General features: G+C 68.2%; 22 protein-coding genes. 19 read left to right on the forward strand and 3 right to left on the reverse strand.

Going from position 1 to position 21,616, the window contains the following annotated elements; translation table 11 throughout:
- Nucleotides 1–9: 9 nt before the first annotated feature.
- On the reverse strand, nucleotides 10–1,437 hold the full coding sequence (locus ACQ4L4_RS23610) for a cytochrome P450 (protein ID WP_431101282.1): 1,428 nt from the start codon (nucleotides 1,435–1,437) through the stop codon (nucleotides 10–12).
- A 248-nt stretch (nucleotides 1,438–1,685) separates the two neighbouring features.
- On the opposite strand from ACQ4L4_RS23610, the gene ACQ4L4_RS23615 reads away from it, so the two are divergent.
- The 3 genes from ACQ4L4_RS23615 to ACQ4L4_RS23625 all read left to right on the forward strand — a co-directional run bounded on the left by ACQ4L4_RS23615 (nucleotide 1,686) and on the right by ACQ4L4_RS23625 (nucleotide 5,438).
- Complete coding sequence (locus tag ACQ4L4_RS23615) at nucleotides 1,686–2,618, forward strand: helix-turn-helix domain-containing protein (protein ID WP_431101283.1); 933 nt, start codon at nucleotides 1,686–1,688, stop codon at nucleotides 2,616–2,618.
- Nucleotides 2,619–2,732: 114 nt separating this feature from the next.
- Nucleotides 2,733–4,610, forward strand: coding sequence for an ATP-binding cassette domain-containing protein (locus ACQ4L4_RS23620; protein WP_431101284.1), 1,878 nt, complete (start codon nucleotides 2,733–2,735; stop codon nucleotides 4,608–4,610).
- A gap of 72 nt (nucleotides 4,611–4,682) precedes the next feature.
- A complete protein-coding gene (locus tag ACQ4L4_RS23625) occupies nucleotides 4,683–5,438 on the forward strand; it encodes a hypothetical protein (RefSeq protein ID WP_431101285.1) in 756 nt (251 codons plus the stop codon).
- A 153-nt stretch (nucleotides 5,439–5,591) separates the two neighbouring features.
- Here ACQ4L4_RS23625 and ACQ4L4_RS23630 read toward each other — a convergent pair whose 3' ends face one another.
- Nucleotides 5,592–6,377 carry a fumarylacetoacetate hydrolase family protein gene (locus tag ACQ4L4_RS23630; protein WP_431101287.1) on the reverse strand — a complete coding sequence of 262 codons (786 nt, stop codon included), beginning with the start codon at nucleotides 6,375–6,377 and terminating at the stop codon, nucleotides 5,592–5,594.
- Between the two features lie 95 nt (nucleotides 6,378–6,472).
- Here ACQ4L4_RS23630 and ACQ4L4_RS23635 point away from each other — a divergent pair, with 95 nt between their 5' ends.
- Nucleotides 6,473–6,937, forward strand: a complete 465-nt coding sequence (locus ACQ4L4_RS23635) for an energy transducer TonB (protein WP_431101289.1) — start codon at nucleotides 6,473–6,475, stop codon at nucleotides 6,935–6,937.
- A gap of 62 nt (nucleotides 6,938–6,999) precedes the next feature.
- Here ACQ4L4_RS23635 and ACQ4L4_RS23640 read toward each other — a convergent pair whose 3' ends face one another.
- Complete coding sequence (locus ACQ4L4_RS23640) at nucleotides 7,000–8,442, reverse strand: PLP-dependent aminotransferase family protein (RefSeq protein ID WP_431105004.1); 1,443 nt, start codon at nucleotides 8,440–8,442, stop codon at nucleotides 7,000–7,002.
- A 119-nt stretch (nucleotides 8,443–8,561) separates the two neighbouring features.
- Here ACQ4L4_RS23640 and ACQ4L4_RS23645 point away from each other — a divergent pair, with 119 nt between their 5' ends.
- The 15 genes from ACQ4L4_RS23645 (at nucleotide 8,562) to atpD (ending at nucleotide 21,539) form a co-directional block, all read left to right on the forward strand.
- Nucleotides 8,562–9,776 carry a PLP-dependent aminotransferase family protein gene (locus ACQ4L4_RS23645; protein WP_431101290.1) on the forward strand — a complete coding sequence of 405 codons (1,215 nt, stop codon included), beginning with the start codon at nucleotides 8,562–8,564 and terminating at the stop codon, nucleotides 9,774–9,776.
- 115 nt (nucleotides 9,777–9,891) lie between these two features.
- Nucleotides 9,892–10,731, forward strand: a complete 840-nt coding sequence (locus ACQ4L4_RS23650; RefSeq protein WP_431101292.1) for a PhzF family phenazine biosynthesis protein — start codon at nucleotides 9,892–9,894, stop codon at nucleotides 10,729–10,731.
- Between the two features lie 4 nt (nucleotides 10,732–10,735).
- The gene (locus tag ACQ4L4_RS23655; protein WP_431101294.1) at nucleotides 10,736–11,371 is read left to right on the forward strand and encodes a VOC family protein; all 636 of its coding nucleotides are present in this window, start codon (nucleotides 10,736–10,738) and stop codon (nucleotides 11,369–11,371) included.
- 40 nt (nucleotides 11,372–11,411) lie between these two features.
- A complete protein-coding gene (locus ACQ4L4_RS23660) occupies nucleotides 11,412–12,164 on the forward strand; it encodes an alanyl-tRNA editing protein (RefSeq protein ID WP_431101295.1) in 753 nt (250 codons plus the stop codon).
- Nucleotides 12,161–12,835 carry a glutathione S-transferase C-terminal domain-containing protein gene (locus tag ACQ4L4_RS23665; RefSeq protein WP_431101296.1) on the forward strand — a complete coding sequence of 225 codons (675 nt, stop codon included), beginning with the start codon at nucleotides 12,161–12,163 and terminating at the stop codon, nucleotides 12,833–12,835. Before ACQ4L4_RS23660 ends, ACQ4L4_RS23665 begins: the two co-directional genes overlap by 4 nt.
- Nucleotides 12,836–12,893: 58 nt before the next feature.
- Nucleotides 12,894–13,385: a GNAT family N-acetyltransferase gene (locus ACQ4L4_RS23670; protein WP_431101298.1), complete on the forward strand. Its 492-nt coding sequence runs from the start codon at nucleotides 12,894–12,896 to the stop codon at nucleotides 13,383–13,385.
- Nucleotides 13,386–13,466: 81 nt separating this feature from the next.
- Nucleotides 13,467–14,411, forward strand: a complete 945-nt coding sequence (locus tag ACQ4L4_RS23675; protein WP_431101299.1) for an SMP-30/gluconolactonase/LRE family protein — start codon at nucleotides 13,467–13,469, stop codon at nucleotides 14,409–14,411.
- Nucleotides 14,412–14,845: 434 nt separating this feature from the next.
- Nucleotides 14,846–15,208: an ATP synthase subunit I gene (locus ACQ4L4_RS23680; RefSeq protein ID WP_431101301.1), complete on the forward strand. Its 363-nt coding sequence runs from the start codon at nucleotides 14,846–14,848 to the stop codon at nucleotides 15,206–15,208.
- A gap of 16 nt (nucleotides 15,209–15,224) precedes the next feature.
- On the forward strand, nucleotides 15,225–16,103 hold the full coding sequence (gene atpB, locus ACQ4L4_RS23685) for a F0F1 ATP synthase subunit A (RefSeq protein WP_431101302.1): 879 nt from the start codon (nucleotides 15,225–15,227) through the stop codon (nucleotides 16,101–16,103).
- An 80-nt stretch (nucleotides 16,104–16,183) separates the two neighbouring features.
- Entirely contained in the window at nucleotides 16,184–16,453 is a 270-nt protein-coding gene (gene atpE, locus ACQ4L4_RS23690; RefSeq protein WP_067066400.1) for a F0F1 ATP synthase subunit C, read from the forward strand.
- Nucleotides 16,454–16,491: 38 nt separating this feature from the next.
- Complete coding sequence (locus ACQ4L4_RS23695) at nucleotides 16,492–16,962, forward strand: F0F1 ATP synthase subunit B (RefSeq protein ID WP_431101303.1); 471 nt, start codon at nucleotides 16,492–16,494, stop codon at nucleotides 16,960–16,962.
- A gap of 2 nt (nucleotides 16,963–16,964) precedes the next feature.
- Nucleotides 16,965–17,498, forward strand: a complete 534-nt coding sequence (locus ACQ4L4_RS23700) for a F0F1 ATP synthase subunit delta (protein ID WP_431101304.1) — start codon at nucleotides 16,965–16,967, stop codon at nucleotides 17,496–17,498.
- A gap of 91 nt (nucleotides 17,499–17,589) precedes the next feature.
- Entirely contained in the window at nucleotides 17,590–19,143 is a 1,554-nt protein-coding gene (gene atpA / locus ACQ4L4_RS23705; protein ID WP_431101305.1) for a F0F1 ATP synthase subunit alpha, read from the forward strand.
- 59 nt (nucleotides 19,144–19,202) lie between these two features.
- A complete protein-coding gene (gene atpG / locus ACQ4L4_RS23710) occupies nucleotides 19,203–20,078 on the forward strand; it encodes a F0F1 ATP synthase subunit gamma (RefSeq protein WP_297530792.1) in 876 nt (291 codons plus the stop codon).
- Between the two features lie 48 nt (nucleotides 20,079–20,126).
- Entirely contained in the window at nucleotides 20,127–21,539 is a 1,413-nt protein-coding gene (atpD, locus tag ACQ4L4_RS23715; protein ID WP_377158329.1) for a F0F1 ATP synthase subunit beta, read from the forward strand.
- Nucleotides 21,540–21,616 lie beyond the last annotated feature (77 nt).

Consider the following 21,616-nt stretch of genomic DNA (forward strand, 5'->3'; position numbering starts at 1 on the left):
ATAAAAGATTCAGCGCGGCAGCAGCCGCAGCCGCAATGACGTCGCCGGACGCAGCGTGATGTTGAGCACCGGCAACGGCGGCGGTGCATCGGGCATCGGTGCGAGCCGGTGGCGTTGCAGCACCATCGCCGCGATCAGCGTGATCTCCATCAGCGCGAAGTGACTGCCGAGGCACACCCGCGGTCCCGCGCCGAACGGCATCCAGGCGCCGCGCGGGATCTCGCGATGCCCGGACGCGGGATCGAAGCGCTCAGGGCGGAAGGCATCCGGTTCGTCGAACCAGCGGACATCGCGCTGGATCACGCCCGGCGTCAGCCGCAGCATCGCGCCGCGCGGGAGCCGCAGGCCGGCGATTTCCAGCTCGCTGGTCAGCTGGCGCGTGAACAGCGCCGGCGCCGGCGGGTAGAGGCGCAGCGTCTCCTTGATGCACAGGCTCAGCCATGGCAGCCGCGTCAGGTCCGCCGCCGTCGGCGGCCGGCCGCCGAGCACGGCGTCGACCTCGTCGGCCGCGCGCTGCTGTGCCTCCGGATGCGCGGCCATGCACCAGCCCCACCAGGTGAGTGCGGCCGCGCTGGTCTCGTGGCCGGCCAGGAAGGTCGTCATGCATTCGTCGCGCAGCGCCGTGTCGTCGAGCGCCGCGCCATCGGCGTCGCGCAGCGACATCAGCATCGCGAGCAGGTCGTCGGGCAACGGCTCGCCGCGTGAGGCGCAATCGCGGCGTGCGGCGAGATGGCCGCCGATCAGCGTGTCCAGCGCGCGCAACGCGCGGCGCTTGCCGCGCTTCCACGGTGCCCACAGCGGCGCGCTGGCCGGCACGTACATCTCGCCCATCGCGACCTTGCCGAGCTCGTGCACCGCCCAGGACGCCTCGGCGACGACGGCCTCGCCGTCGCCGGTCGAGAACAGCGTGCGCAGGATCACGTCCATCGTCAGCAGCGTCATGAGCTGCTCGAAGTCGATGTCGACAACATCGGCGCGGTCGACGCCACCGATGCCGCGCGCCGTTCCCGTGCCGCCCGCGGCCGCGCCGGGCAGGCGGTCCAGCGCGCGATGAGCGGCGTCCACCATCAAGGGCAGGAAGCCCTGCACACGCTGCGGCGCGAAGCCTGGTTGCAGCAGCTTGCGCTGCCGCTGCCATGCCGGTCCTTCGGCGACGAGCACGCTCTGGCCGTGCGCGTCGGCGAAGACCTGCGTCGCGCGTTCCCAGCGGATCATCCCGTCGTGGCCGGCGATCAGCAGTTCGCGGACGTGGTCGGGATGGAAGAAGTTGAAGTCGTCCAGGCCCAGCAGCCGCTGGTGGACGACGTCGCCGTAGCGCTCGTGCAGCCGTCGCATGTGGCCGAGGTAGTCGCGGCGCATGGACAGGACTTCGGGCAGGCCGGCCCAGCGCGGACGCGGACCTGGCACGGTGTCGGGGATCGCAAGGACGTGGCTCATGATGTCGCATCGTCTCCGTGTCTTGCCGAGACGTCTTGAATCGAAGCGACATCGTCCGGGCTCGTACTGCCCCCGCCGCTGGCCCTCACCCCCACCCTCTCCCGCAAGCGGGAGAGGGAGTCCGACCGGCTCCCTTCTTACCCCCTCTCCCGCTTGCGGGAGAGGGCAGGGGTGAGGGCCAGCGGCCGTGGAAGTACGGAAGCCGCGGGCACCAGCTCGCCGATCGTCGAGCGCCTAGACTGCGACGCATGGACGCTCCCCTGCATCCCGGCACCGTCGCCCGCCTGCACATTCCGCCTCGCGCGCTGGAGGGCTGCCTCTACGCCTGTCTGTGGCGGGACCTGTCGACCGCGGCCGCGAACGGCGAAACCTTGACCGATGCGCAATGCCAAAGCTGGTTTCCCGCGACGCCGCTGTGCGGCCTCAGCTGGACCTTGAGCGGGCGCGTACGCGAACTCGACGTCGGGATGCAGGATGCCGGCGATGGCGATGGCGATGGCGAAGGCGAAGGCGAAGGTGACGCAGAGCTATGGCTGCCCGCCAGCGTCATCGGCGGTCCGCGTGGCGGCCCCAAGCGCTTCCAGGCGACGCCCGACTGCCGGGCGTTCATGGTCGCGATCCGGCCGGAGGCGCTGCGGGCCATGACGGGCATCGATCTCGCGCTGCTCAAGGACCGCATGCTGCCTTTGTCGTTCATCGACGATCCGGCGTGGCGTGCGCTCGACGCCGCGATGCTGAGCGCCCGCGACGAACAGACGGCCCGGCGCACGCTGGAGGAGTTCCTGTTGCCGCGCTGGCGCGCGGTGCGCGACGAGGTGCTGTCGGAGGATCCACCCCCGCGCGGTTACGCCGGCTGGATGCAGCACCTGGCGCTGCGCGCGATCGCGGCGGGTCATGGTCGCAGCGTCCGGCAGGCGGAACGTCGCATCAAGCAGTGGAGCGGCCAGAGCCTGCGCGCGCTGCGTCTCGTCAGCCGCGCCGAGGCCGCCTTCCAGCAGGTGCGCAAGCTCGACGAGGACGAGGGCGCCGTGATCTGGAGCGCGCTGGCGCAGGACCACGGCTATGCCGACCAGGCGCACCTGTGCCGCGAGACCCGCCGGCTCAGCGGCTTCAGCCCCGAGGAGCTGCGCCGCCGCGTCGCGCAGGACGAAGCGTTCTGGGCCTATCGCGTCTGGGTCTGAACCAGACCGCCACCGCCGCATTTCTCCCTCTCCCGCTTGCCGGAGAGGGCAGGGGTGAGGGCCAGCGGCGGTGGCAGTGCGGAGGCCCTTCGCGCCATCGAGGACAATCGCCCCATGGCTGTCCTTTCCCTCTCCAACGCCCACCTCGCTTTCGGCCACGTGCCGCTGCTCGACGGCGCGAATTTCTCCCTCGAAACCGGCGATCGCGTCGGCCTGATCGGTCGCAACGGGACCGGCAAGTCCTCGATGCTGAAGGTCCTCGCGGGCATCGAAAAGCTCGACGACGGGCTGCTGCAGCTCGAAAAGGGGCTGACCAGCGTCTACGTGCCGCAGGAGCCCGAGCTGCGTCCCGAGGCCACGATCTTCGACGTCGTCAGCGAAGGCGTCGCCGAAGCGAAGGCGCTGCGCGAACGCTATGAGGCGCATGACGAGAACGACGACCTCGGCTGGGTGCAGGAGCGCATCGAGCAGATCGGCGCCTGGAACTGGGAGCAGCGCGTCGACGAGACGCTGCACCGCCTGGACCTGGACGGCGGACGCAAGATCGGTGAACTCTCCGGCGGGCTGAAGAAGCGCGTCGCGCTGGCCCGCGCGCTGGTCGCGCAGCCCGACGTGCTGCTGCTCGACGAACCGACCAACCACCTGGACCTCGACGCGATCCGCTGGCTCGAAGAGCTGCTGAACGGCTTCAAGGGCTCGCTGCTGCTGATCACCCACGATCGCGCCTTCCTGGACAACGTCGCCAACCGCATCGTCGAACTCGACCGCGGCCAGCTGCGCGGTTATCCCGGCAACTTCGCCGCGTTCCAGGCGGCCAAGGCCTACGAGCTGGAGAACGAGGCGCTCGCCAACGCGCGCTTCGACAAGATGCTGGCGCAGGAGGAAGTCTGGATCCGCAAGGGCGTCGAGGCGCGCCGCACGCGCAGCGTGGCCCGCGTCCAGCGGCTGCACGAGATGCGCAATGAACGCCAGGCCCGCCGCGACGTGCAGGGCAAGGTGCGGCTGGACGTGGCCACCGGCGACTCGAGCGGCAAGATCGTGGCGGAGCTGGAGAACGTCTCCAAGCGCTTCGGCGATCGCGTGATCGTCGACGGCTTCACCGGCACGATCCTGCGCGGCGACAAGGTCGGCCTGATCGGCCCGAACGGCGCCGGCAAGACGACGCTGCTGAAGATGATCCTCGGCGAGCTGCCGCCCGACAGCGGCGCGGTGCGCCTGGGCACGAAGATGTCGGTCGCCTACTTCGACCAGATGCGCGATGCGCTCAACCTCAACGCGACGCTGGCCGACACGATCAGCCCGGGCAGCGAGTGGATCGAGATCGGCAACCAGCGCAAGCACGTCAAGAGCTACCTGAGCGACTTCCTGTTCTCGCCGGCGCGGGCGGAATCGCCGGTGTCCAGCCTGTCCGGCGGCGAGCGCAACCGGCTGCTGCTGGCACGCCTGTTCGCACGGCCGGCCAACGTGCTGGTGCTGGACGAACCGACCAACGACCTGGACATCGAGACGCTGGAACTGCTCGAGGAACTGCTGGCCGAGTACGACGGCACCGTGTTCCTGGTCAGCCATGACCGGCGCTTCCTGGACAACGTCGTGACCTCGACCATCGTCAGCGAGGGCGGCGGCAAGTGGCGCGAGTACGAAGGCGACATCGAGGACTGGCTGCAGCAGTCGCAGCGCGCCGCCGAGATCAAGGCGCGCCAGGCCCCGGCTGCCGCGCCGACGCCGGCCCCCGCACCGGCGCCCGCACCGGCTCCGGTCGTCGCGACGAAGCGCAAGCTCAGCTACAAGGAACAGCGCGAGCTGGACGAGATCCCCAAGCAGATCGGTGCGCTCGAGACCGAGCAGAAGCACCTGCAGGCGCTGCTCAACAGCACCGAGCTGTATCAGCAGGGCGCCGGCCGGATCACCGAGGTGACCAACCGTGCCGCGGAGATCGACGACGAACTGCTGACGCTGATGACGCGTTGGGAAGAGCTTGATGCCAAGTGAAGGACGTTCGCCGAACGTCTGAACCGTTTGGGGCGATGTCGCACTGATCCCCGCTTTGCCAAGGGGATCGCGATGTTCAAGACCGTGGCTGCGGCGGATGCCGCGCAAGCCATTCACCCGCAGCCCTGTGCGGCCGAGGACGGGCCGCTCGCCAGTGACAGCAGGGACGTGCACGGCGGCCGGCAGATCGCCGGTGGCCGCTGCAACCAACGCGTGGAGCACCAAGGCGGCGCGCTGTTCGTCAAGGACGCGTACTTGTCGGCACCGATCGTTGCCGACGACTTCGGCGTCAAGCTGGAACGATCGACGCTGAACGTGCCAGGGCATCCAGGACCGGTACTGGCATCTGGACGCGGCGGGGTTCTTCTCGATTCGGTCACCGTGGTCGGCGACATCGTCTGCGGCGGGAGACTTGGCTTCTCGGCCCGCGACGCCTCGGTGAAGGGCGACATTCACACGACGCAGTTCTGCCCGGAGAAGAATGTGCACATCGAAGGACGAGTCCGCGTCGCCGCCGTGTCGACCCTTGTAGGGTCCGGATGTCATGTCGATGCGATGGAACTGGGCCCTGCGGCCAGTTATCCGGACTTCCCACCCAATCTCTATCTGTTGCCGGGAGCGTCGGTCGGGCGTGTCGAATGTCCCATCCCGGGGACGCGGATCCTGTTGGGGCGCAACGCTTCGATCCGGGAGGTGGTGGGTGGGACGAACGTGAACGTCTCGCGCTCGGACTCGCTCCAGAGTGAGGATGACGGAAGCTGCCCGATCATGTCGGCTTGGAGTTTTGGCAGACGCCCGATGGGCTTGCCTCCCGAACCACCGAAGTGAGCCACCGCAGCGCCGGGATCCACGAGCAACTGCTCGCGCCGATGCAGCGCTGGCGTGCGGCTCTGGGGCGCATCGTCTGCCAGAACTTCGGATCCTTAGAGATCGCGAGGCGGATGCGCCTCAGTCATGCCGCCACGTCGGCGGCGCGGATGCTCAGCAGCGGACGACGAGTTCGCCCAGGCCCTCATAGCGCGCGGTGACCGTCGCGCCTTTCGCGAGCTTCGTCGCAACGCGCCACGAACCCGTCGTGACGACGCTGCCCGCCGGCACCGTCAGCCCGCCGCGCGTCGCGGTCTGGAGCCAACCGGCGACGACCCAGGCCGGGTCGTTGAGGCCGTGACCGCCGACGCCGCCCATCGGGGGCTGGCCTTCGACGATCAGCTCGCAGGGCTGGTTCGCCCAGTCGTGGCCCGGCTTCCACGCCTGCCATGGACCCAGCGCCAGCGCGCCGTGCGTCTGCGCGTCGGCCAGACGCAAGGTGTTGTCCGCCGCCAGGCCGCGCTGCCAGCGCGAGCCCAGCCATTCCACCGCGACGCACATCGCGTCGATCAGGTGCTCGGCCTGACCGGGCACCAGCGCCGCGGCCATCTCCGGGGTCACGTCTTGACCGAGGCGCAGCGCGATCTCCGCTTCCGCGCCGATCAGCGTCAGGTCGCCGAAGTCACCGCCGTTGCGGAGGCCGCGCACTTCGCGCGCGCGCATCGGCGGCAGCGGCGAACTGCCCAGCGCGCCTTCGCGCGACGAGCCGCCGCACTTCCAGAACTGCACCCGGCCCGGCGACAGCCAGTCGAGCCGCTTGGCGAGCTCGGCCTGCGCCGCGTAGGCCGCGGCCTCGTCGGGCACCGACCACGCGGTGTCGTCGAGCAGGGTGTCGGCGGTCCAGGCCTCGGCGAGCGCGGCACCGAGGTCGGCGGGGGAGGAGGAGCTAGGGATCGTCATGAGCGCGGATCTTAGGCGCCGTCGCTAGGATGGGCGCGACAACAACGTACACACGCCGTCCGCGCGATGCGGGACGCGCCGAGGGAGGTTCCCCGATGACGATCCGCTCATTGCACGCGGCTGGCGCCGCGGTGCTTGCATGGGCCGCGCTGCTCGGTGCCTGCGCCCCGCAGCCGCTCAACCCGTTCGGCCGTCCCTACGACACCGACAACGTGCTGAAGCCCGGCGCGATCGGTGGCTGCAAGGGGCCGCACGATGTCGCGCCCTACCTCAAGTTCGGCAGCGACACGATGTACCCGGCGACCCACCTGATGAACGGCAACGACGCGAATGTCGTCGTGATGTTCAAGGTCGACGCGCTGGGCCGCGTGGAGCCCTTGACCCTGGCCGAGGGGCCGAACCGAACCTTCATCACCCACGTTCACGTGGCGATGAAGGACTGGCGCGTCCGACCCGCCACGCTGCGCGGCGAGCCGGTCGCCGTGATCTGCACGCGGCGGCAGGGCTACCGGCTGATCGGTCCCTGGGCGCCGGTGCGCGACGAGGACGGTCGACGCTAGTCCGGTGAGCAGTGAGCGGTGGGTGGCCGGGACCGCGGAAGCCCGCGTGCCGGCCCGGCGCCTCAACGCTTGAGCGCCTCCCGCGCCCGCTCCAGCGCCTGCCAGAACTTCGGGTCCTGCGAGGTCGCGAAGTTGATGCGCATCAGCGTGCCCGGCGTGCGCGTCGGGCTGAACAGGATGCCCGGTGCGATCAGCCAGCCCTGATCCATCAGCGCGGGCGCCAGGCGCTCGGTATCGGCTCCCACGTCGACCCAGCCGAACAGGCCGGCCGGCGTCGCGGCGAAGCGGCAGCCGGCATCCTCGGCCAGCCGCACGCAGCGTTGACGCGCGGACACCAGTCGCGCCGCGATGCGCTCCGCGTGCTTGCGCAGCAGGCCCTGCTCCAGGCACAGCGCGACCGCGCGGTCCATCAGCGGGCTGGTCGTCAGCGAGGCCAGCAGCTTCAGGTCGGTCAGGCGCGCCATGCGTTCCGGGCTCGCCGCCACGAAGCCGACGCGCCACGCCGGCGACAGCATCTTCGAGAAGCCCGAGACGTAGATCGTGCGCCGCAGCTGGTCGAGCGCGGCCAGCCGCGGCGCGTGGTTGGGCGCGAACAGCGCGTAGGTGTCGTCCTCGACGATCAGCAGGTCGTGCGCGTGCGCCAGCTGCAGCACCTGGTGCGCATGCGCCAGGTCCAGCGTCGCGCCGGTCGGGTTGTGCAGCACCGACACCGTCACGTACATGCGCGGCCGGTGTTCCTCGATCAGCCGCCGCATCACCGCCATTTCCGGCCCGTGCGCGCCGCGCGGCACCGGCAGCAGCCGCATGCCGGCCTGGGACAGACGCGCGTATTCGATCGCCCAGCCCGGGTCGTCCACCAGCACGGCGTCGCCCGGCTCCAGGAAGGCGCGCGTGATCAGGTCCAGTCCGTGCGTCGCGCCGACGGTGCTCATGATCTGGTCCGGTGCCGCCTGGACGGCGATGTCCAGCAGCCGCCGCGACAGCGCGCGCCGCAGGCGCTCGTCGCCGAGCGGCTCGCCGTAGCCGGACAGCAGCGCGTCGTCCGCGTTCGCCGCGAGCCGGCGCAGCGTCGACTGCAGTAGCCCCAGGTCCAGCCATTCCGCCGGCAAGGTGCCCAGGCCCGGCGAGCGCCGCGCGTCCGCCTGGAACATGCCGCGGATCAGCGCGCTGGCGTCCACCGGCGGCGGCAGTGGCGCGGGGGCGACGTCGTGGGCGGCCGTCGCCCGCGGCGGCGGCGTCCGGGTTTCGCGAACGAAAAACCCACGCTTCTTGCGCGCCTCCAGCAGGCCCTGCGCGAGCAACTGGTCATAGGCCGCCACGACCGTGTACGGACTGACCCCGTGATGCCGTGCGCAATCCCGCACCGACGGCAGCCGTGCCCCCGGCAGCAGCAGGCGCTGCTGGATCCGCGCCGCGAAGCGCTGCGCCAGCTGCTGCGCGAGCGGCTGGCTGGCGTTGCGGGAGAGGGTGACCGGAGCGACATTCGCGCTGTTGGGCGCGCTCATGCCGGCGTTGGCTGTGCTGGTGTCCATGCCGATACAGATCATGCGGTGGTATGGCGCAGTGTATTGGTCCTGTGCTGGTCGACCCCTTAGACTGGTCCGCTCAACCGGAGACAACCCCCATGAACCGCAGTCCCTGGACGCAGGCCCGCCGCGCGGCGCGCATGAACCCGTCCATCATCCGAGAGATCCTGAAGGTCACCGAGAAGCCGGGCATCCTGTCCATGGCCGGCGGCCTGCCCAGCGCGGACACGTTCCCGGTGGAGGCCATCAAGACCGCCTGCGACCGCGTGCTGACGCACAACGCGAAGGAAGCGCTGCAGTACGCCGCCAGCGAGGGCTTCGCGCCGCTGCGCGAATGGGTGGCGGCCAAGGTCGCGACGCTGGGGATCCAGGCCTCTCCGGACCAGGTGCTGATCACCAGCGGCTCGCAGCAGGGCCTGGACCTGGTCGGCAAGCTGCTGTGCGACGCGGGCGCGCCGGTCGCGGTCGAGACGCCCACCTACCTCGGCGCGCTGCAGGCCTTCACGCCGTACGAGCCGATCTTCGCCAGCCTCGCCAGCGATGACGAAGGTCCGTTGCCGTCGGCCATCGAGGCCCTGCCGCACGACGCGCCGGGCACGCGCTTCGCGTACCTGCTGCCGAACTACCAGAACCCGACCGGGCGCGTGATGAGCCTGGAGCGCCGCCAGGCCGTGGTCGCCGCCGCCCGCAAGGCCGGCGTGCCCATCGTCGAGGACAACCCCTACGGCGACCTGTGGTTCGACCAGGCGCCGCCGGCCTCGCTGAGTTCGCTGTGGCCCGAGGGCAGCATCTACCTGGGCTCGTTCTCCAAGGTGCTGACGCCGGGCTTCCGCCTGGGCTACATCGTCGCCCCGACCGAGCTCTACCCGAAGCTGCTGCAGGCCAAGCAGGCCGCCGACCTGCACACCCCGGGCTTCAACCAGCGCGTCGTGCACGAGGTCATCAAGGGCGGCTTCCTGGACGAGCACGTGCCCAAGATCCGCGCCCGCTACAAGGCCAATCGCGACGCGATGGCCAAGGCGCTGGCGGAGTCGCTGCCGCCGGGCTGCGAATGGCAGACCCCGGAAGGCGGCATGTTCTTCTGGATCCGCCTGCCCGAGGGCCTGGACGCGATGGCGCTGCTGCCGCGCGCGGTCGACGCCGGCATCGCCTACGTGCCGGGCGCCGCGTTCTACGCGCACCAGCCGGACACGCGCACGCTGCGCCTGTCGTTCGTGACGCTGACGCCGGACCTGATCGCCGAAGGCGTCGACAAGCTCGGCCGTGTGCTGCACGAGGCGCTCGCGCTGACGACCGCCGAAACGGCGCCCTGATCGACGAGCCGTCACCGACCCCGCCCGGGGGTCGGGGCTTGTCCCCTGTTCCCGTCACCCGTCACCGCCCCGTCAGGCGGTGCGGATCGACTCGTCCTGTCTTCCCGAGGTCGCCATGTCTGAACTCCGCCGTTTCGTCCAGGTCGATGTCTTCACCGCCGAGCCGCTGAAGGGCAACCCGCTGGCCGTCGTCATCGACGGCGCGGGCCTGGACGAGGCCACGATGGCGAAGTTCGCCGAGTGGACCAACCTGTCCGAAACCACCTTCCTGCTGCCGCCCACGCATCCCGACGCGGACTACCGCGTCCGCATCTTCACGCCGGGCGGCGAGCTGCCCTTCGCGGGGCATCCGACGCTGGGCTCCTGTCACGCGTGGCTGTCCAGCGGCGGAGATCCCAAGCGGCCCGGCGAGGTGGTGCAGGAATGCGCCATCGGCCTGGTGCGCATCCGCCGCGACGGCACGCGGCTGGCCTTCGCCGCGCCGCCGCTGCGGCGCGAGGGACCGGTCGATCCGGCGCTGCGCGAACAGGTGGCGCGCGCGCTGCGCGTCGCCGACGCGGACCTGCTGGACGTCGTCTGGGTGAACAACGGCCCCGACTGGATGGCGGCACGGCTGGCCTCGGCCGAGGCGGTCCTCGCCCTCGAACCGGACTACGTGTCCATGGGGCGACTCAAGCTGGGCGTTGTTGGCGCTTATCCTGCGGGCTCGCCGCTGCAGTTCGAGGTGAGGGCCTTCGTGCCCGGCCTCGGTCCTGCCGAAGACCCGGTAACGGGCAGCCTGAACGCGGGTCTGGCACTATGGCTGCAAGGCGCCGGTCTGGCGCCCGATCGCTATGTGGCCGCCCAGGGCGCCGCCCTCGGGCGTGCCGGCCGGGTGCATGTGGCGAAAGAGGGCGGACATTGCTGGATTGGCGGCGATGTCACGCCGTTGATCCACGGTCAGGTGAGGTTGTAAAGCCATGAGCATGGAAGTCGATCATCTCGTTGTCGCCGCGAACACCCTCGAGGAGGGCCGCGCCTGGTGCGAACGCGTCCTCGGTGTGTCCCCTCAGCCCGGTGGGCGCCATGCGCTGATGGGCACGCACAACCTGCTGCTCAACATCAGCGGGCCGCCGACCTATCCGCGCTGCTACCTGGAAATCATCGCCATCGACCCGGAGGCTCCTGATCCGGGCCGGCCGCGCTGGTTCGACCTGGACCAGCCGGCCGTGCGCGAACGCCTGAAGCAGGACGGTCCGTCGCTGCTGCATTGGGTCGCGCGCGTGCAGAGCCTGGACGCCACCTTGGCGACCTGGTCGGGTGAGGGCATCGACGCCGGCGAGGCGGTCGAGGCCGCGCGGGGCGACCTGAGCTGGCGCATCGCCTTGCGCGAAGACGGTCGCCGCCTGCGCAAGGAAGGCCTGCCCGTACCGATCGAATGGAAGGGCGACGCCCATCCGACCGACAAGTTGCCCGAGAGCGGCGTGCAGCTGCTGAGCTTCGAGGCCCGCGACGGCCTGCGTGCGCAGCTCTCGACGCCCAAGGGCACGGTCGAACTGGAGGCGATCGAGGGCACCTTGTCCGATGCGCCGACGGGCCATGGAGACCTCGAATGACGTGTCGCCGAGGTCCCGCCGGGGCGCTGACAAGCATCCGATGAGCACGCTGGATCTTTTTCGCGAGGACGCGCAACTGCGCGAATGCGAGGCGACGCTGCTGCGCGTCGACGAGCGCGGTCTGCTGCTGGATCGCACGGTGTTCTATCCGCAAGGCGGCGGCCAGGCGGGCGATGCCGGCGTGCTGACCTTGCCGGGCGGGCGGGAGCTGCGGATCGTCGACACCCGCAAGGGCGAAGGCGGCGAGATCCTGCACCTGCCAGCGCCGGACCAGGACCTGAGCGGACTCGACGCCGGCACGGCGGTCACCGCGCGCATCGACTGGGCGCGCCGCCATGCTCACATGCGCTTCCACACGGCGACGCATCTGCTGTGCGCGCTGGTGCCGCATCCGGTCGACGGTTGCTCCATCACCTCGGGCTACGCGCGGCTGGACTTCCACATGACCGACGCGCTCGACAAGGACGCGCTGACGGCCGGCATCGCCCGGCTCGTCGCCGAGGCACATCCGGTGGGCCACCGCTGGATCGGCGACGAGGAGCTCGACGCGAATCCGACGCTCGTGCGCAGCATGAGCGTGCAGCCGCCGCGCGGCACCGGCCGGGTGCGGCTGCTGGCGATCGATGGCGTCGACCTCCAGCCCTGCGGTGGGACGCATGTCGCCAACACCTCGGAGATCGGCGCGGTGGTCGTCACGAAGATCGAGAAGAAGTCGGCCAGGACGCGCCGCGTCGTGCTGGGCTTCGCGCCCGCTGAGGCTGCTGAGCAGGCTTCACCCGTGACGTCGTCATGAGCGGACTTCGCGTGCTCGGGCGCGCGGCGTCCATCAATGTCCGCAAGGTGTTGTGGACCGGTGTCGAACTGGGCCTGGACCTGACGCGTGAGGACGTCGACGTGAAGGCGGACACGTTCCGCCGGCTCAATCCCAACGCGATGATGCCGGTGCTGATCGACGACGCCGCCGCGACGCCCGCATCGGCGTTGGAGTCGGGGCAGGGCGCTGGGGATGAGCAGCCGTTCTCGATGTGGGAGAGCAACAGCATCTGCCGCTACCTCGCACGGCGCGAGGGGCGGGTCGACCTGCTGCCCGACGAGCCCCGCCAGCGCGCGATGGTCGAGATGTGGATGGACTGGCAAGGCGGCGAGCTGAACAACAGCTGGCGCTATGCGTTCATGGCGACGGTGCGCAAGAGCGCGCAGCATCAGGACGCCGCGCAGATCGAGGCGGGCATCGCGAACTGGAACCGGCACATGGCGATGCTCGACGGGCAACTCGCGCGCTCCGGCGGGCCTTTCGTGCTCGGCGGGACGTTCACGCTCGCGGATGTGGTGCTCGGCCTGTCCGCCCATCGTTGGCGGGCCGCGCCGATCGCGCATGCGGAGCTCCCCGCTGTCGAGACCTGGTACCAGCGACTGCTGACGCGTCCCGGCTTCGCCACGCACGGCCCCGCCGCCGGTCCTTGATGGACGCCTCTAGACGCGGCACTTGATCGCCGGGACGGCCTCGCTACACTCGCCCGCTGTGGACACCCCTGAGATACGACTGATCAGCCCCGATTCGCCCACGTTGTGGGATGAAGCGCGCGTGATCATGCGCGAATACGCGCAGAGTCTGGCCGTCGACCTGGACTTCCAGAACTTCGACGAGGAACTGGCCTCGCTGCCCGGCGAGTACGACGCGCCGCAAGGCGCGCTGCTGCTGGCACTCGTCGACGGCCAGATCGCGGGCTGCGGCGGCTTCCGGCCGATGACCGATTCCGATTACGCCAATGCCTGCGAGATGAAGCGCCTGTTCATCCGCCCCGCGTTCCGTCGCTTCGGCCTGGGCCGCACGATGGCGCAGGCGCTGATCGATCGGGCCACCACGGCGGGCTACTCCACCATGCTGCTCGACACGCTCGACGACATGGAAGCGGCGCGCGATCTGTACGAGAGCCTCGGCTTCGAGGAAATCCCGCCGTACTACTTCAATCCGATCGCCGGCGCGCATTACCTGAAGGTCGATCTGGACTGATCCGACGATGCCGTGGCCCCGACCTGCCCGTTCGCCGGCAGGGGGATCGGTTTCGTCGGGTTACGGGCATAGCATCGGGGCATGAGCTCACAGCCCCATGCCGCTTCGACCACGTCCTCGGACGACCTCTTCCGCCTCGAGCCCGCGTCGCTGACGCCGGCGCTGCTTGGCGAGTCGCCGTTCTGGCATCCATTGGAGCAATGCCTCTATTACGTCGACATTCCGGGCAAGGCGTTGTTCCGGCTCGACAACCGCGCGGACACGCCGACCCGCTGGGCGCTGAACGACGAGCCGGGCTGCGTGGTCCCGCTGACCGACGGCAAGCTGCTGATCCCGCAACGCAACGGGCTGTGGCGCTTCGATCCGGCGACTGGCGCGTACGAGAAGCTGCTCGATCCGCCCTATGACGCGTCCAAACGCCGTTTCAACGACGGCAAGGCCGATGCGAAGGGGCGCCTGTGGGTGGGCACGATCGACGACGCGCGCCAGCCGGAGTCGGCGCTCTACTGCCTGCGCGACGGGGCGTTCGAACAGGTCCTGGACGGCATCACCGTGTCCAACGGCCTGGCCTGGAGCCCCGACGGCCGCACGATGTATTGGGCCGACACCAAGGCCCATGAGATCTACCGGTTGAGCTTCGATGCCGACACCGGCACCGTCGGCGCGCGCGAGACCTTCGTCAGCTTCGAGAAGCGCGCGCCGGAGCAGCCGCTCGAGACCTACGGCGGCCGGCCGGATGGCGCGGCGGTCGACGTCGAGGGCGCCTACTGGATCGCCATGATGGAAGGGCAGCAGTTGCTGCGGCTGTCGCCGACGGGCGAGGTGCTCACGCGGGTCGAGCTGCCGGTGCGCTGCGCCACGATGCCGACCTTCGGTGGTGCGGACATGCGCACCCTTTTCGTCACCACCGCACGGGAAAAGCGCAGCGAGGCCGAGCTCGCCGCCCAGCCCTGGGCCGGCTGCGTGTTGAAGATGCGGGTGCCGGTGGCGGGGCTGCCGGTGCAGTTCGCGCATTGGGAAGACTGAGCCGACTGCAACTTCAACTGCGCCAGGGCGCCTGGTCAGGGGACAGGTGTTGCGTGCGCACAGCGCGCCGCTCCGGTAGGGTGAGTGTTCCGAAAGCCGATGAACAGGGCTCGGGAGAGCCCTAGGCGCGGTTGGCGCAGCCTGTCAAGTCGACGCGGATGGGCCGGCGCCACGGCCTGTTAAGGGTTCGTAAGGCCAGAACCCCTATAATCCCGTGGTTTTGCAGCTCGCCCCCTGACGCCGTGAATCCCCATCCAGCGCGCGCACCCGTTGCGCCGCCCGCAGAGCCGCAGCGGCCCGTTCAGACGAACGACCGTGGCACCGCCAGCCAGGATGCTTGGGACGATGGAACAGAAGGAGATGCGGGTGGCGAACCGGCTTTCAAGCCTCTGACGCGAGAAGAAGCGCAGGACTTGCGGGCCCGGCTCCCGGTGATGTCCGTCTGGTCGTTGTTGACCTGGCAGGCGGCGGCGGGGGCCACCATGGTCGCGCTGTGGGGGCTGCTGTCCCTGCAAGCCGACAAAACCTGGTCGGCGCTGTTCGGTGCCGTCTCGGTCGTCGTGCCGAACGCCCTGATGGCGTGGGGCATGACGCGGCGCAAGACCGTGGATGCCGGCACTCCGATGCTGTCGTTCGTGGTCTGGGAGCTGGTGAAGATCATTCTGGCGGTCGCCATCCTGGTGGCGATCGCCGCGGGTTTCCCGTCGTTGAGTTGGGCAGCATTGCTCTCGACCCTCGTCGTGACCCTGAAGGCAAATTGGCTGGCCCTGCTTCGGCGGGGTCGAATCAGAAAATAGAGACGGAAATACAACCATGGCAGCAGAAGGGCACGCGCCGACTTCGGGTGAATACATCACCCACCATTTGCAGCATTGGCAGAAGAATTTCGCCTTCGAGGACGTCAAGCAGACGAGCATCGTCGACTTCAGCGTCTTCAACTTCGATTCGCTGATCTATTCGACGGTCCTCGGCCTGTTCGCCGTGTTCATCCTCTGGCGTGTCGCACGCAAGGCGCATGCCGGCGTGCCGGGCCGCTTCCAGGCCGCCGTCGAGATCCTGGTCGAACTGGTGGACAACCAGGCCAAGTCGGTCATCCACAACGAGAAGAGCCGCAAGGTCATCGGGCCGCTCGCGCTGACCGTGTTCGTGTGGATCTTCTTCATGAACGCCATGGACATGATCCCGGTCGACGCGCTGCCGTCGGCCTGGGCCTGGTACGTCGGCGCCACGGGCCACGACCCGCACCACGCCTACCAGCGCGTCGTCCCGACCGCCGACCTGTCGACCACGCTGAGCCTGTCGACCTTCGTCCTGGCGCTGGTGTTCTTCTACAGCGTCAAGATCAAGGGTCTGGGCGGCTGGGGTCACGAGCTGATCGCCGCGCCGTTCGGCGACCACTGGGCGCTGTGGCCGTTCAACTTCCTCATGCAGGTCATCGAGTTCATCGCCAAGACGGTGTCCCATGGCATGCGACTGTTCGGCAACATGTTCGCCGGCGAACTCGTGTTCATGCTGATCGCCCTGATGGGCGGCGGCTGGGCCCTGACCGGAACCGGCATCGGCCTGGCCATCGGCCACGTCCTGGCCGGCACGGTCTGGACGCTGTTCCACATCCTTGTGATCACGCTGCAGGCCTTCATCTTCATGATGCTGACGCTGATCTACCTGGGCCAGGCGCACGACGCGCACTGATCCGGCCGGACAGCTCGATCCCCGCGATTTCTCGATTCCTTTTCCCTTTCCCTTTTATCTAACTCTCTCAGGAGCAAAACATGGAAAACATCCTCGGTCTGGTCGCTCTGGCTTGCGGCATCATCGTTGGTCTGGGCGCGATCGGCGCTTCCATCGGCATCGCGCTGATGGGCGGCAAGTTCCTGGAATCGTCGGCCCGTCAACCCGAGCTGATGAACGAACTGCAAACCAAGATGTTCATCCTGGCCGGTCTGATCGACGCCGCCTTCCTGATCGGCGTCGCCATCGCCCTGCTGTTCGCGTTCGCTAACCCGTTCGCCGCTACGCTGCTGGCCACCGTCGCTCGCTGATTGAGCCCGAACCCTTTCACGACTGAAAGGATCGTGCCGTGAATATCAACGCTAGCCTCTTCATTCAGTGGATCCCGTTCTTCATCCTGATGGTTGTCACGATGAAGTTCATCTGGCCGCCGATCGTGAAGGCACTGGACGAGCGCGCGGAAAAGATCCGTGCCGGCCTGACCGCCGCTGACCAGGCCAAGGCCGAACTGGCCAATGCCAACAAGAAGGTCGACGAGCAACTGGCGCAGACCCGCAACGAAACCACCAAGCTGCTGTCCGACGCTGAAAAGCGCGGCGCCGCGATCGTGGACGAAGCGAAGAAGCGTGCGGAAGACGAAGGCGCCAAGATCATCGCCGCTGCCAAGGCTGAAGCCGAGCAGCAGTCGGTGCGCGCCCGCGAGGCCCTGCGCGAGCAGGTCGCCGCGCTGGCCGTCAAGGGCGCCGAGCAGATCCTGCAGCGCGAGGTCAATGCCAGCGTGCACGCCGAATTGCTGAACCGTCTCAAGACGGAGCTGTAATCATGGCTGAACTCGCAACCATTGCCCGTCCCTACGCCGAAGCGCTGTTCCAGGTCGCGTCCTCCCAGGACCTCAAGACCTGGAACGAGCAGCTCGCCGCGCTGGCGCTCGTCGCCGGCGACAGCCAACTGCGCCAGTTCGCCGAAGACCCCAAGGTGACCACCGAACAGGTGTTCCAGGTGGTGTCCGCGGCGAGCGGCCAGTCGCTGGTGCCCGGCGTTCAGAACTTCCTGCGCGAGGTGATCGCCAACGGCCGCCTGTCGGCGCTGCCGGCGATGGTCCAGCAGTTCCACGAACTGGCCAACGCCGCTTCCGGCGTGTCCGATGCGCACATCTACAGCGCGTTCCCGATCGAGCCGGCCCAGTTGGCCGACGTGGTCGTGTCGCTGGAGAAGCGCTTCGGTCGCAAGCTGCAAGCGCAGGTTGAGCTGGAGCCTGGCCTGATCGGCGGTATCCGTGTGGTGGTCGGCGACGAGGTGCTGGACACCTCGGTGAAGGCCCGTCTGGAACGCATGAAAGTGGCGCTGACTGCCTGAAGCCTCGGCTTCAGGCTTCGGCCCGACTGCCTGAGATCCCCCCGATTCACCCTGGTGTCCCGCTTCGGCGGGATGCCGCTGGGAGCAAGCAATGCAACTGAATCCTGCTGAAATTTCCGAACTGATCAAGAGCCGCATCGAAGGCCTTGGCGCGTCCACCGACGTGCGCAACCAGGGCACCGTCGTGTCCGTGTCCGACGGCATCGTGCGCGTGCACGGCCTGTCCGACGTGATGCAAGGCGAAATGCTGGAATTCCCGGTCGCCCCGGACGGCACGCAGACCTTCGGTCTGGCGCTGAACCTGGAGCGCGACTCCGTCGGCGCCGTGATCCTGGGCGCTTACGAGCACATTTCCGAAGGCGACACCGTCAAGTGCACGGGCCGCATCCTGGAAGTGCCGGTCGGCCCCGAGCTGATCGGCCGCGTCGTGAACGCGCTGGGTCAGCCGATCGACGGCAAGGGCCCGATCAACGCCAAGATGACCGACGTCATCGAGAAGGTCGCCCCGGGCGTGATCGCCCGCAAGTCCGTCGACCAGCCGGTGCAGACCGGCCTGAAGTCGATCGACTCGATGGTGCCCGTCGGCCGTGGCCAGCGCGAGCTGATCATCGGCGACCGCCAGACCGGCAAGACCGCCGTGGCGATCGACGCGATCATCAACCAGAAGGGTCAGAACATGACCTGCGTGTACGTCGCGATCGGCCAGAAAGCCTCGTCGATCAAGAACGTCGTGCGCGCCCTGGAAGCCGCCGGTGCGATGGACTACACCATCGTCGTCGCCGCGTCCGCGTCGGAATCCGCCGCGATGCAGTACGTGTCGGCCTACTCCGGCTGCACGATGGGCGAGTACTTCCGCGATCGCGGTCAAGACGCGCTGATCGTGTACGACGACCTGTCCAAGCAGGCCGTCGCCTACCGCCAGGTCTCGCTGCTGCTGCGCCGTCCTCCGGGCCGCGAAGCCTTCCCCGGCGACGTGTTCTATCTCCACAGCCGTCTGCTGGAGCGCGCCGCCCGCGTCAACGCCGAGTACGTCGAAGCCTTCACCAAGGGTGAAGTCAAGGGCAAGACCGGCTCGCTGACCGCGCTGCCGATCATCGAGACGCAAGCCGGCGACGTGTCCGCCTTCGTCCCGACGAACGTCATCTCGATCACCGACGGCCAGATCTTCCTGGAAACCAACCTGTTCAACGCCGGCATCCGTCCCGCGATCAACGCCGGCATCTCGGTGTCGCGCGTCGGTGGCGCTGCGCAGACCAAGCTGATCAAGTCGCTGTCCGGCGGTATCCGTACCGACCTGGCCCAGTACCGTGAGCTGGCCGCGTTCGCGCAGTTCGCCTCGGACCTGGACGCCGCGACCCGCAGGCAGCTGGACCGCGGTGCCCGCGTGACGGAACTGCTGAAGCAGGCCCAGTACAGCCCGCTGTCCATCAGCCTGATGGGCGCGTCGCTGTACGCCGCGAACAAGGGCTTCATGGACGACATCGACGTCAAGAAGGTCCTGCCGTTCGAGCACGGTCTGCACCAGTTCCTGAAGTCCTCGCACGCCGCCCTGCTGACGAAGCTGGAAAGCGACAAGGCCATGGACAAGGATGCCGAAGCCGAACTGAACGCCGCGATCACGTCGTTCAAGAAGTCCTTCGCCTAAGCAACCCATGACCGGGTCTCGTTGAAGTCAGGCAAGACCCGGCCCTCACAGGAGAAATCATGGCAGCAGGCAAGGAAATTCGCGGCAAGATCAAGTCGGTCGAGAACACCAAGAAGATCACCAAGGCCATGGAGATGGTCGCCGCTTCGAAGATGCGCAAGGCGCAGGATCGGATGCGCGCGGCCCGTCCGTACGCGGAGAAGGTCGGCAACATCGCCGCCAATCTGTCGAAGGCCAATCCGGAATACCGTCACCCGTTCATGGTGGCGAACCCGGACGCCAAGTCGGTGGGCTTCGTGGTGGTCACGACGGACAAGGGTCTGTGCGGCGGTCTGAACACCAACCTGCTTCGCGCGGCGACCGGCAAGCTCAAGGAAGTTGAGTCCGCGGGTCAGAAGTCCGAAGTGGTGGCGATCGGCAACAAGGGTCTGGGTTTCATGAACCGGATCGGCGCCAAGGTCGTCGCGCATGCGACGCAGCTCGGCGACAGCCCCCAGCTCGAGAAGCTGGTCGGCCCGGTCAAGACGCTGCTGGACGCGTATGCGGACGGCAAGCTGTCGGCGGTCTACCTCTGCTACACGCGCTTCGTCAACACGATGAAGCAGGAGCCGGTGGTGCAGCAGCTGCTGCCGCTGACGGCCGAGTCGCTGGAGACGGATGCCGCGGGTCACGCATGGGACTACCTGTACGAACCCGACGCCCCGACCGTGATCAACGAGCTGCTGGTGCGCTACACCGAAGCCCTGGTCTATCAGGCCGTGGCCGAGAACATGGCGTCTGAGCAATCCGCGCGGATGGTGGCCATGAAGGCCGCGACCGACAACGCCGGAACGCTGATCGGTGAGCTGAAGCTGGTCTACAACAAGACCCGCCAGGCCGCGATCACGAAGGAACTGTCGGAAATCGTCAGCGGCGCGGCCGCCATCAGCGGTTGATCTCGCGATCGATCGCAGGCAACAGATTTGAATTGAAGGAACGAAGAAATGGCTAACACTCAATCGGTGGGCAAGATCGTTCAGTGCATCGGCGCCGTGGTGGACGTGGAATTCCCGCGTGACCAGATGCCGAAGGTGTTCGACGCCCTGAAGATGGAAGGCTCGACCCTGACGCTGGAAGTCCAGCAGCAGCTGGGCGACGGCGTGGTGCGCACCATCGCGCTGGGCTCGTCCGACGGCCTGCGCCGCGGCAGCGAGGTCTACAACACCGGCGACATGATCCAGGTTCCGGTCGGCCAGCCCACGCTGGGCCGCATCATGGACGTGCTGGGCAACCCGATCGACGAGCGCGGCGAAGTCTCGCGCGCGCAGACCGCGTCCATCCACCGCAAGGCCCCGGCCTACGACGAGCTGAGCCCGTCGCAGGAGCTGCTGGAAACCGGCATCAAGGTCATCGACCTGATCTGCCCGTTCGCCAAGGGCGGCAAGGTCGGCCTGTTCGGCGGCGCCGGCGTCGGCAAGACCGTCAACATGATGGAGCTGATCAACAACATCGCCAAGGCTCACTCGGGTCTGTCGGTGTTCGCGGGTGTCGGCGAGCGTACCCGTGAGGGCAACGACTTCTATCACGAGATGTCCGACGCGGGCGTCGTGAACCAGGAGGACCTGAGCAAGTCGAAGGTCGCGATGGTCTACGGCCAGATGAACGAGCCCCCGGGCAACCGTCTGCGCGTGGCGCTGACCGGCCTGACCATGGCCGAGTCGTTCCGCGACGAAGGCCGTGACGTGCTGTTCTTCGTGGACAACATCTACCGCTACACGCTGGCCGGTACCGAAGTGTCCGCGCTGCTGGGTCGCATGCCGTCCGCGGTGGGCTACCAGCCGACGCTGGCCGAGGAAATGGGCCGCCTGCAGGAGCGGATCACGTCGACCAAGGTCGGCTCGATCACCTCGATCCAGGCCGTGTACGTCCCCGCGGACGACCTGACCGACCCGTCGCCCGCCACGACCTTCGCCCACTTGGACGCCACCGTCGTGCTGTCGCGTGACATCGCGTCGCTGGGCATCTACCCGGCCGTGGACCCGCTGGACTCGACCTCGCGTCAGATCGACCCGAACGTCATCGGCGAAGAGCACTACAACGTGACGCGTTCGGTGCAGTCGGTGCTGCAGCGCTACAAGGAACTGCGCGACATCATCGCGATCCTGGGCATGGACGAGCTGTCGCCGGAAGACAAGCAGGCCGTGGCCCGCGCTCGCAAGATCCAGCGTTTCCTGTCGCAGCCGTTCCACGTCGCGGAAGTGTTCACCGGCGCGCCGGGCAAGTACGTTCCGCTGAAGGAAACCATCCGTGGTTTCAAGATGATCGTGAACGGCGAATGCGACCACCTGCCGGAGCAAGCGTTCTACATGGTCGGCACGATCGACGAAGCTTTCGAGAAGGCCAAGAAGATCCAGTAAAGCCCGTTCGACGACGCGGTCCTGACGGACCCGTCGTCGATGAGCTGAACGGACTTCCCACCTTTCGATCAAGGAAA

Source organism: Roseateles noduli (assembly GCF_050626985.1).
GTDB lineage: Bacteria > Pseudomonadota > Gammaproteobacteria > Burkholderiales > Burkholderiaceae_C > Roseateles > Roseateles noduli_A.

Excerpts from the sequence above, each read along its gene's own strand:
- atpA (WP_431101305.1), top strand. The coding sequence starts at position 17,590 with ATGCAACTGAATCCTGCTGAAATTTCCGAACTGATCAAGAGCCGCATC.
- ACQ4L4_RS23675 (WP_431101299.1), top strand. The coding sequence starts at position 13,467 with ATGAGCTCACAGCCCCATGCCGCTTCGACCACGTCCTCGGACGACCTC.
- ACQ4L4_RS23660 (WP_431101295.1), top strand. The coding sequence starts at position 11,412 with ATGAGCACGCTGGATCTTTTTCGCGAGGACGCGCAACTGCGCGAATGC.
- ACQ4L4_RS23655 (WP_431101294.1), top strand. The coding sequence starts at position 10,736 with ATGAGCATGGAAGTCGATCATCTCGTTGTCGCCGCGAACACCCTCGAG.
- ACQ4L4_RS23640 (WP_431105004.1), bottom strand. The coding sequence starts at position 8,442 with ATGAGCGCGCCCAACAGCGCGAATGTCGCTCCGGTCACCCTCTCCCGC.
- ACQ4L4_RS23700 (WP_431101304.1), top strand. The coding sequence starts at position 16,965 with ATGGCTGAACTCGCAACCATTGCCCGTCCCTACGCCGAAGCGCTGTTC.
- ACQ4L4_RS23650 (WP_431101292.1), top strand. The coding sequence starts at position 9,892 with ATGTCTGAACTCCGCCGTTTCGTCCAGGTCGATGTCTTCACCGCCGAG.
- ACQ4L4_RS23620 (WP_431101284.1), top strand. The coding sequence starts at position 2,733 with ATGGCTGTCCTTTCCCTCTCCAACGCCCACCTCGCTTTCGGCCACGTG.
- ACQ4L4_RS23680 (WP_431101301.1), top strand. The coding sequence starts at position 14,846 with ATGTCCGTCTGGTCGTTGTTGACCTGGCAGGCGGCGGCGGGGGCCACC.
- ACQ4L4_RS23645 (WP_431101290.1), top strand. The coding sequence starts at position 8,562 with ATGAACCGCAGTCCCTGGACGCAGGCCCGCCGCGCGGCGCGCATGAAC.
- atpG (WP_297530792.1), top strand. The coding sequence starts at position 19,203 with ATGGCAGCAGGCAAGGAAATTCGCGGCAAGATCAAGTCGGTCGAGAAC.
- ACQ4L4_RS23630 (WP_431101287.1), bottom strand. The coding sequence starts at position 6,377 with ATGACGATCCCTAGCTCCTCCTCCCCCGCCGACCTCGGTGCCGCGCTC.
- ACQ4L4_RS23615 (WP_431101283.1), top strand. The coding sequence starts at position 1,686 with ATGGACGCTCCCCTGCATCCCGGCACCGTCGCCCGCCTGCACATTCCG.
- ACQ4L4_RS23665 (WP_431101296.1), top strand. The coding sequence starts at position 12,161 with ATGAGCGGACTTCGCGTGCTCGGGCGCGCGGCGTCCATCAATGTCCGC.
- atpE (WP_067066400.1), top strand. The coding sequence starts at position 16,184 with ATGGAAAACATCCTCGGTCTGGTCGCTCTGGCTTGCGGCATCATCGTT.
- ACQ4L4_RS23610 (WP_431101282.1), bottom strand. The coding sequence starts at position 1,437 with ATGAGCCACGTCCTTGCGATCCCCGACACCGTGCCAGGTCCGCGTCCG.
- atpD (WP_377158329.1), top strand. The coding sequence starts at position 20,127 with ATGGCTAACACTCAATCGGTGGGCAAGATCGTTCAGTGCATCGGCGCC.
- atpB (WP_431101302.1), top strand. The coding sequence starts at position 15,225 with ATGGCAGCAGAAGGGCACGCGCCGACTTCGGGTGAATACATCACCCAC.
- ACQ4L4_RS23625 (WP_431101285.1), top strand. The coding sequence starts at position 4,683 with ATGTTCAAGACCGTGGCTGCGGCGGATGCCGCGCAAGCCATTCACCCG.
- ACQ4L4_RS23635 (WP_431101289.1), top strand. The coding sequence starts at position 6,473 with ATGACGATCCGCTCATTGCACGCGGCTGGCGCCGCGGTGCTTGCATGG.